The organism is Saccharopolyspora sp. 6V, assembly GCF_020176785.1.
GTDB lineage: Bacteria > Actinomycetota > Actinomycetes > Mycobacteriales > Pseudonocardiaceae > Saccharopolyspora_C > Saccharopolyspora_C gregorii.
On sequence record NZ_JAIUKB010000204.1, the window covers coordinates 1 to 9,036 of the forward strand.

The 9,036-nt window shown below is 74.9% G+C and carries 9 protein-coding genes; 3 read left to right on the forward strand and 6 right to left on the reverse strand.

Going from position 1 to position 9,036, the window contains the following annotated elements; translation table 11 throughout:
- Positions 1-126 precede the first annotated feature (126 nt).
- Both cobM and cbiE read right to left on the reverse strand, forming a co-directional pair.
- Entirely contained in the window at positions 127-870 is a 744-nt protein-coding gene (gene cobM, locus LCD35_RS29040) for a precorrin-4 C(11)-methyltransferase (protein WP_224967592.1), read from the reverse strand.
- Entirely contained in the window at positions 867-2,081 is a 1,215-nt protein-coding gene (cbiE, locus tag LCD35_RS29045; RefSeq protein ID WP_224962065.1) for a precorrin-6y C5,15-methyltransferase (decarboxylating) subunit CbiE, read from the reverse strand. The genes cobM and cbiE overlap by 4 nt, the downstream gene beginning before the upstream one ends.
- A gap of 116 nt (positions 2,082-2,197) precedes the next feature.
- On the opposite strand from cbiE, the gene LCD35_RS29050 reads away from it, so the two are divergent.
- Positions 2,198-3,196 (forward strand): NADP-dependent oxidoreductase, encoded by a 999-nt coding sequence (locus LCD35_RS29050; protein ID WP_224967594.1) that lies wholly within the window; start codon positions 2,198-2,200, stop codon positions 3,194-3,196.
- Positions 3,197-3,231: 35 nt separating this feature from the next.
- Positions 3,232-3,648, forward strand: a complete 417-nt coding sequence (locus LCD35_RS29055; protein WP_224962069.1) for a MerR family transcriptional regulator — start codon at positions 3,232-3,234, stop codon at positions 3,646-3,648.
- A 14-nt stretch (positions 3,649-3,662) separates the two neighbouring features.
- Here the strand turns inward: LCD35_RS29055 and LCD35_RS29060 are convergent, their stop codons facing one another.
- The 3 genes from LCD35_RS29060 to yaaA form a co-directional block, all read right to left on the reverse strand.
- Entirely contained in the window at positions 3,663-4,079 is a 417-nt protein-coding gene (locus LCD35_RS29060; RefSeq protein ID WP_224962071.1) for a pyridoxamine 5'-phosphate oxidase family protein, read from the reverse strand.
- Positions 4,080-4,081: 2 nt separating this feature from the next.
- Positions 4,082-5,638, reverse strand: coding sequence for a DEAD/DEAH box helicase (locus LCD35_RS29065; protein WP_374108155.1), 1,557 nt, complete (start codon positions 5,636-5,638; stop codon positions 4,082-4,084).
- 324 nt (positions 5,639-5,962) lie between these two features.
- On the reverse strand, positions 5,963-6,706 hold the full coding sequence (yaaA, locus tag LCD35_RS29070; protein WP_224962073.1) for a peroxide stress protein YaaA: 744 nt from the start codon (positions 6,704-6,706) through the stop codon (positions 5,963-5,965).
- Between the two features lie 137 nt (positions 6,707-6,843).
- Between yaaA and LCD35_RS29075 the strand changes: the two genes are divergently transcribed.
- Positions 6,844-8,592 (forward strand): proline--tRNA ligase, encoded by a 1,749-nt coding sequence (locus LCD35_RS29075; RefSeq protein ID WP_225045262.1) that lies wholly within the window; start codon positions 6,844-6,846, stop codon positions 8,590-8,592.
- A gap of 52 nt (positions 8,593-8,644) precedes the next feature.
- Here the strand turns inward: LCD35_RS29075 and LCD35_RS29080 are convergent.
- On the reverse strand, positions 8,645-9,036 hold a 392-nt coding region (locus tag LCD35_RS29080; RefSeq protein ID WP_225045263.1), incomplete at its 5' end, for a hypothetical protein.

The following is a 9,036-nucleotide window of genomic DNA, read 5'->3' on the forward strand; positions in this document are numbered from 1 at the left end:
AGGACAGCGTTTTCTCCTGTGGCGGAGCCACCGGTGAAAACGATCCCGCAGCGAGGAGGGCGCTGAGGTTCCGCCACCCCAGTGCTAGGCAGCAGAAGAGCAGGACGGAGCACTAGCGGAGAGAGCTCAGCTGCGGCAGCGGGTCGTCGAGTACAGGTGGCTGTCGGGGAAGGACGACGCCGTCAGCACCGCACCGACCACCACCACCGCGGTCCGGGTGATCCCCGCCGCCCGCACCGCCGCCGCGATGTCGCCGAGCGTCCCCCGCAGCACCACCTCATCGGCGCGGCTCGCCGCGGCCACCACCGCCACCGGGCAGTCCGCGCCGTAGTTCGGCACCAGCTGCTCCACCAGCTCCTCGATCCGGTTCACCGCCAGGTGCAGCACCATCGTCGCCCGGCTGAGCCCCAGCGTCGCCAGGTCCTCGCCCGCGGGCATCGGCGTCGCCTGCGCCGAGGTGCGGGTGAGCACCACGGTCTGCCCGACGCCCGGCACCGTGAGCTCGCGCTGCAACGCCGCCGCCGCGGCGGCGAACGCGGGCACCCCGGGCACCACGTCGTAGGGCACGCCGACCGCGTCGAGGCGGCGCATCTGCTCGGCGACGGCGCTGAACACCGACGGATCGCCGGAGTGCAGCCGCGCCACTTCCAGCCCCGCCTCGTGCGCGGCGACGAGCTCGGCGAGGATCGCGTCCAGGTCCAGGTTCGCGGTGTCCACCAGCCGCGCCCCGTCCGGGCAGTGCTCCAGCAGCTCCACCGGCACCAGGCTGCCCGCGTACAGGCACACCGGGGACGCGGCGAGCACGTCCTGCCCGCGCACCGTGATCAGGTCAGCGGCACCGGGGCCGGCGCCGATGAAGTGCACCGTCATTTCGCCACCGTCCACTGGGTGATGCGCATCGCGGGCCGCCAGCCGGTGAACCCGCCGACGGGGGAGGCATGCTCCGCCGCGATCCGCACCAGCTCTCCGCCGCAGCGGGCGTACCAGTCCGCCACCAGGACCTCCGATTCGATCGTCACCGCGTTCACCACGAGCCTGCCGCCCGGTCGCAGCACGTCCCAGCACCGCTGCAGCACTCCCGGGACCGTCGCGCCGCCGCCGACGAACACCGCGTCGGGCGCCTCCAGGTCGTCCAGCGCGCCGGGCGCGGCACCGACGACCACGTCCAGGCCGGGCACGCCGAGGGTCATCGCGTTCGTCGTGATGCGGGCCGCCCGGTCCTCGCGGTGCTCGACGGCGATCGCGCGGTTCGCCGGGTCGCAGCGCATCCACTCGATCGCGATGCTACCGGCGCCCGCACCCACGTCCCACAGCAGTTCACCGGGCGTCGGGGCGAGCCGGGAGACGGTGAGGGCGCGCACGTCCCGCTTGGTCAGCTGCCCGTCGTGCTGGAACGCCTCGTCCGGCAGCCCGGGCGTGCGGGGCCTGCGTTCGGCGTCGTCGTCGGGGGAGCAGTGCACGGCGATCACGTTCAGCGCCGCCACCTCCGGGTGCGGCCAGCGGGCCGCCGTCGCCGCCACCCGGGACTCGCCCGGCCCGCCGAGGTCGCCCAGCACCGCCATCGAGCTGCCGCCGAAACCCCGCGCCACCAGCAGCGCCGCCACCCGCGCCGGGGTCTGCGCGTCCGAGCTGAGCACCACCAGGCGGCGGCCCGGCTGGATCTCCGGGTGCAGCAGCTCGGCGTGCCTGCCCACCAGGCTCACCACGGACACGTCCTGCTGCGCCCAGCCCATCCGGGCGCACGCCAGCGCCACCGACGACACCTGCGGCAGCACCCGCAGCCGCTCCGCGCCCAGCACCCGCGCCAGGGTGGCGCCGACGCCGTGGAACATCGGATCGCCGCTGGCCAGCACGCAGATCGCGCGGCCCGCGTGCTCCTCGAACAGGCCGGGCAGCGCGGGCAGCATCGGCGACGGCCAGGCCACCGGCTCCGCGGTGCCCGGCGGCAGCAGGTCCAGCTGGCGGCGGCTGCCGAACACCACGTCGGCGGCGGAGATCCGCTGCCGCGCCACCTCGGTCAGGCCGTCCCAGCCGTCCGCTCCGATGCCCACCACGTCGACCGGTTCCCGCTGCTCGCTCACCTCACCACCTCACCACGCGCGGCCGCGGCGAGCGCGATCAGGTGCGCGCGCTTGACCTTGACGCGCGGGTCAGGGGTTAGCGTCCGCCCGCTCCAGCCACGACCGGGAGGAACCCGATGTCCCGCACGTCCCGCGAGGTCCGCCTCGCCCACCCGCCCGCAGGCCTGCCCACCGCACAGGACTTCACCGTCGTCGAGACCGCCGTCCCCGAGCCGGGGCCGGGGGAGCTGCTGGTGCGCAACCTCGGCTTCCAGGTCTTCGGCGCGGCCGTCACCACCGCCCTCGGCCAGGACGTGGCGAATTTCCCCGGTCTGCACCCGGGCGGCGTGCCGTTCGGCCCCGCCGTCGGCGAGGTCGTCGCGGGCGGCGGGTTCGCCCCCGGTGACCTGGTGTCGCACGGCGCGGGCTGGCGCGAGTTCGCGGTGCTGCCCGCCGACCGGTGCGCGCCGCTCGGCGACGCGCTGCCCGACCCGCTGCTGCACCTCTCGCACGGCTGGACCGGCTACGCCGCGCTCACCCGGATCGCGCCGGTGCGGCCCGGGGACGCGGTGTTCGTCAGCAACGCGGCCGGGGCGATCGGCTCGCTGGCCGGTCGGATCGCGCGGCTGCTCGGCGCGGGCCGGGTGGTGGGCAGCGTCGGCTCCCCGGAGAAGGCGCGGCGGCTCGTCGACGAGCTCGGCTACGACGCCGCCGTGCTGCGCGGGGAACCGCTGGGCGAGCAGCTCGCAGCGGCCGCACCGGACGGGCTGGACGTGGTCGTCGACCTCGTCGGCGGCGAGCAGCTGCGGGCCGCGGTCGAGGCCGCCCGCCCGCACGCCCGGATCGCCCTCACCGGCGCGCTCACCGCGCAGTACGCCACCGCGGGACCCCGGATGCGAGCACCGGTGGACCTGGACCTCGCGCAGCTGATCCTCAAGAGCGTCCGCGTCACCGGGTTCCGCGCCGACGACCACCCGGACGCGCTGCCGGAGTGGAACGAGCGGTTCGCGAGCTGGCTGCGCAACGGCGAGATCGACTTCCCGCACACCAGGATCAGCGGAATCGACCGGGCGCCGCGGGCGTTGGAGGACCTGCTGGCCGGGCGCCACGTCGGTGCCGTGCTGGTGGAACCCTAGGAAGACCGGCGCGGGGACGAGCAGGAGGAGCGCGGATGCGGATCGGCGACGCGGCGGCAGCGGCGGGCACCACCCCGCGCACCCTCCGGTTCTACGAGCAGCGCGGCCTGCTCGACCCGCCCGAGCGCACCGCCACCGGGCAGCGCACCTACCGGGAGCGGGACGTGGCGCGGGTGCGGATCGTCCGGCAGCTGCTGGCGCTCGGGCTCACCGTCGAGGACGTGGCCTCGATGGCGCGCTACCTGCACCTGATCGAGGGGGATGCGCTGCCGGAGCGCGGAATTCCGCTCGACCTCCCCGGGCAGGAGCAGCTGCTGCGGGACGCCACCCGGGTCGCGGGCGACCGGCTGGCCGCGCTGGACGCGGAGATCGCCCGCCTCAGCCGCTTCCGCGACCTCCTCGCCGCCTGCCACGCGCACGTCGAGCGCGCCCCGGCCACGCGCTCCGGCTGAGCCGGGGCACCGCGTCAGAGGTTGCTGAGGGCCCTGGTGACGGTGATCTCGATGACGACGCGGTTCGGGTTGGGCCGAGGCGGGCGGCCGTAGCGGGCTTCGGCGCGGGCTTCGGCGTCGGCGCGGAACTCCGGGTCGTCCCGGACCACCGCGACGCCCTCCACCGTCGCCCAGCGGCGACCGTCCACCTGGCACAGCGCCACCCGGGCCCCGGCGGCACCGGCGGCCCGGACGCGCCGCGCCTTGTGCGAACCGGCCGAGCACAGCACCCGGGCGGTGCCCGCCGAGACGTCCAGCGTGGAGTTCACCGGCACCACGTGCGGAGTGCCGTCCGGGCGCACCGTCGTCAACGTGGCCACGTGCGGTTCCGCCCAGAACGACAGGAAGCCCGCGCTCGCGGCGGCGAGGTCGACGGCGCGCGAGGACGCCACGCTCAGCCCGCCCAGGACTGGCGGGAGCGCTGCGGGCGCTGCCCGCCGCGGGAGTTCGGGCCGCCGCGCCTGCTCCGGTCGCCGCCGCGCTGGTCGTCGAAGGACGGGCGGCCGCGCTGGTCGCCGCGGGCCGGCCGGTCTTCGCGGGCCGGACGTCCCTGGCCCTCGCGGCCGCGGCCCTGGCCTTCGCCGCGCGGCGGACGCGGTCCGCCCTGCCTGCGGCCGCCGCCCTTCGGGCCGCCGCCGCGCGAGGGCGTCTCCTTGCGCGGTTCGACGACGGCGACACCGCTGGGCTCGCGGGCCCCGGTCAGCCGCTCCAGTTCCGCGTCCTGCGGCGAGATCTTCGTGGTCGTCGCGTTCACCCCGGCCTTCGAGGCCATCTGCTGGAAGGCGCGCTTCTGGTCGTCGGTCACGATCGTGACGACGGTGCCGGTGGCGCCGGCGCGGGCGGTGCGGCCCGCGCGGTGCAGGTAGTCCTTCGGGTCCGCCGGCGGCTCCACGTGCACGACCAGGCTCACGTCGTCGACGTGGATGCCGCGGGCCGCGACGTTGGTGGCGACCAGGGTTTCGGTGGTGCCCGCGCGGAACTCGTCGAGGATGCGGGTCCGGGCGTTCTGCGCCTTGCCGCCGTGCAGCGCGCCCGCGCGCACCCCCGACGCGCGCAGCTTCTTCGTGAGCCGGTCGGCGTGGTGCTTGGTGCGCACGAACATGATGGTGCGGCCGTCGCGAGCGGCGATGCGGGAGAGCACGGAGAGCTTGTCGTCCGCGGACACCAGGAACTGGTGGTGGTCCATGCTGTCCACGCTGGCCGCGGGCGGTGCCAGCGAGTGCACCACCGGGTCGTTCATGTACTCGCGCACCAGCTTGTCCACGTCCCCGTCGAGGGTCGCGGAGAACAGCAGCCGCTGGCCGTCGGCCGGGACCAGGTCGAGGATCTCGCGGACCTGCGGCAGGAAGCCCATGTCGGCCATCTGGTCGGCCTCGTCCAGGGCGGTGCGCTCCACCTCGGACAGCACGCAGGTGCCCTGCCGCACGTGGTCGGACAGCCGGCCGGGCGTGGCGACGAGCACGTCGACGCCGCGGCGCAGCGTGTCGGCCTGGCGGTTGAACGGCATCCCGCCGACGACCTCGCGCACGTACAGGCCCAGCGACTTCGCCAGCGGCTTCAGCGCGGTGGTGACCTGCGTCGCGAGTTCGCGGGTGGGCACCAGCACCAGGCCGCGCGGGTGCAGCGGCCGGGCGCTGCCGCGCTGCATCGCCAGCAGCGGCAGGCCGAACGCGAGGGTCTTGCCGGACCCGGTCTGGCCGCGGCCGAGCACGTCGCGGCCGCTGAGCGCGTCCGGGATGGTGGCGGCCTGGATGGGGAACGCCTGCTCCAGCCCGGCCTCGGCGAGCGCGGCCACCAGCTTCTGCGGCAGGCCCAGCGAGTCGAACGGCGCCGGGTCGACCGCGGTCACGCCGACCTGGTCGAACAGGCTCGGAGCGGGTGCCGCGGCGGGCTTGGAGCCGCGACGGCGGGGGCGCCGGGAGCGGGCGGCGGGGGACGAGTCAGGACGCACTGCGAACCTCCGGGAACTGGCACGTCTCGGGGAGGTAGCGCGTCGTGCGCTGATCACAAGGACGAGCCCGGCGCATCGACGGCGCCGCTGGTGGATGTCGGAGCACCGGAGCCGGGGAGGACCGATCGCCAACGGGGGCCGGTCTCACTCGCCGGGATCGTCCCGTGCGAGCGGTTGTCCAGTGCGCCCGCAGTCTACCCGATGTGGTCATCGGATCGGCCCGGCGGGGCCGCGTTCAAGATCAACTACGGTCGCGGGGCGTGCCGCCGCGGCAGCTCTCGGTGAGCGTTCCGGTGCGCGGTCCCCGGTCGGCGGCGGGAGCGGTCAGGCGGGGACGACCACGCACAGCGCCCGCTCGGACTCCTGCTCCACCCGCATCCCGGCGCCGCGGGCCAGCCGCAGCACGCCGTCCACATCGGCCGGTTCGTCCGCGGCGGCGGCCAGCACCCGGGCCAGCCGCCCCTTGTGGGACTTGTTGTGGTGGCTGACGACCTTGCGCGTTCCGTCCGCCGATTCCGACAGCACCCGCACCGACACCGCCCCCGGGACCCGCGCCAGATCGGCGTACGCGCCCGAGCGCAGGTCCACCACGAAGTCGTCCGCGCCCTGCAGCACCGGCTCCAGCACCGGCCGCCACACCGTGCGCAGCCCGCCGAACCCGGGCAGCGCGCTGCCGCCCGACAGCCGGTAGGCGGGGATCCGGTCCGCGCCGCGCACCAGCCCGAACAGCGCCGAGGCCACCGCCAGCCGCGCGTCCGCCCGGGACCGCTCCGGCGCGGGCAGCGAGCGCACGTCCAGCGCGTCGAACAGCACCCCGGTGTAGCGCTCCAGGCCCGGCGCCGTCGGCGAGTCGAACAGCGCAGCGTTGCGCTCCACCTCGGCGGTCTGCCGCGCGGAGATGCCCAGCGCGGACAGGCTCGCGGGCACGTCCGCCGCCAGCGAGCGCAGCGCCTCCGCCAGCTTCCGCCGCGTCGGCGTCAGCTCCGGGTGCGCGAGCGCGTCCAGCTCCAGCGGCGGCCCGTCGCCGCCGGCGGCCTTGGTCTCGGAAGGGGGCAGCAGCACCAGCACGGTCGGCCAGCGTAGTGGACGGTCACCCGGTGCTGACCGGCGCACCGCACCGGCAATCCGCTGGCATCAGCCCCGGTAGCTGCCGATACCCTCGACGGATCGCCGCACCCCACCGACCAGCACGAGGAGCGCCCGCCGTGATCACGAGGATGTCGACGTTGTTCTTGCGAACCCTTCGCGAGGATCCGGCCGACGCCGAGGTGCCGAGCCACAAGCTGCTCGTGCGCGCCGGGTACGTGCGCCGCGCCGCCCCGGGCGTCTACTCGTGGCTGCCGCTGGGCCTGCGCGTGCTGCGCAGCGTCGAAGAGGTCGTGCGCCAGGAGATGGACGCCATCGGCGCCCAGGAGATCCACTTCCCCGCGCTGCTGCCGCGGGAGCCCTACGAGCAGTCGAACCGGTGGACCGAGTACGGCCCGCTGCTGTTCCGCCTCAAGGACCGCAAGGGCGCCGACTACCTGCTGGGGCCGACGCACGAGGAGCTGTTCACCCTCACCGTCAAGGGAGAGTACAACTCCTACAAGGACTACCCGGTCATGCTGTACCAAGTGCAGACCAAGTACCGGGACGAGGAGCGGCCCCGGGCGGGCATCCTGCGCGGCCGCGAGTTCGTCATGAAGGACTCGTACTCCTTCGACCTCGACGACGAGGGGCTGGAGAACTCGTACCGGCTGCACCGGGACGCCTACATCCGGATCTTCGACCGGCTGGGCCTGCGCTACGTGATCGTCGCCGCGACCTCCGGCGCGATGGGCGGCTCCGCCTCCGAGGAGTTCCTCGCCGAGAGCCCCACCGGTGAGGACACCTTCGTGCGCAGCACCGAATCCGGCTACGCGGCCAACGTCGAAGCCGTCGTCACCCCGGTGCCCGAAGCCGAGTCCATCGAGGACAAGCCGGCCGCGCAGGTGCACCACACGCCCGGCACGCCGACCATCGAGACCCTGGTCGACCACCTCAACGGCGCCGGGCTGGGCCGCGAGTTCACCGCCGCCGACACCCTGAAGAACGTGCTGGTCAAGACCCGCGAACCGGGTGCGCAGGAGTGGAAGCTGCTGGCCATCGCGGTTCCCGGCGACCGCGAGGTCGACTTCAAGCGCCTCGAAGCCGCCGTGGAACCCGCCGAGGTCGCGCTGCTCGACGAGGCCGACTTCGCCGCGAACCCGTTCCTGGTGAAGGGCTACATCGGCCCGAAGGCGTTGCAGGACAACGGGATCCGCTTCCTCGCCGACCCGCGCATCGTGCCAGGCACGGCGTGGGTCACCGGCGCCGACCAGGCCGACCACCACGTGGTGGACCTGGTGTGCGGCCGCGACTTCACCCCCGACGGCACCATCGAGGCCGCCGAGGTCCGGGAAGGCGACCTCGCGCCCGACGGCGGCGGCACCCTCGTCGCGGCCCGCGGCATCGAGATCGGGCACATCTTCCAGCTGGGCCGCAAGTACGCCGACGCGTTCGGGCTGGACGCGCTCGGCCAGGACGGCAAGCCGAAGCGGATCACGATGGGCTCCTACGGCATCGGCGTGTCCCGCCTGGTCGCCGCCATCGCCGAGCAGAGCCACGACGAGCTCGGCCTGGTGTGGCCGCGCGTGATCGCCCCCGCCGACGTGCACGTGGTCATCGCGGGCAAGGACGAGACGGTCCGCGAGGGCGGCGAGCGGCTCGCCGCGGAACTCGACGGGGCCGGGGTGCGGGTGCTGCTGGACGACCGGACCTCCTCGCCCGGCGTCAAGTTCGCCGACGCCGAACTCGTCGGCGTGCCCACGATCCTCGTCGTCGGCAAGGGTCTCGCGAAGGGCGTCGTCGAGGTCAAGGACCGCGCCACCGGCGAGCGCGAGGAGATCGACGTGGACAAGGCCGTCGAGCACCTGGTGAACGTCGTCCGCGGCTGACCGCCACCGACGACCGGGCTGCGCCGTCCCCGCCGCGGGGACGGCCCAGCGCTCACCGGCCGCGCCGCCGGTCCGACGTGGACGATCGGGACCGGAGGAAGCGGAGGAGCGCCAGCGCGCACACCACCAGCATCCCCGCGGCGACGGACGCGAGGTGCCCGGCGGGCACCGCCGTGAGCGAGTAGCCGAGCACCGCACCCACCATCGCCACGTCCGGCCACCACAGCGCGAACGGCAGCGCGACGGCGACGCGGTCCCGCACGGCCACCAGCACCGCCATCGGCACCGCGACCGCCCACCACGCCCACAGGGCCGCCGATCCGTGCCCGGACCAGACCAGCGCGACCTGCAGCAGCACCAGCGCGGGCAGCACCAGGACGGGGATCAGCGGGGGCCGCGGTCGCGCGGCCGGCGCTGGATCCGCGGGGAAGCGGGGGCTCGGCG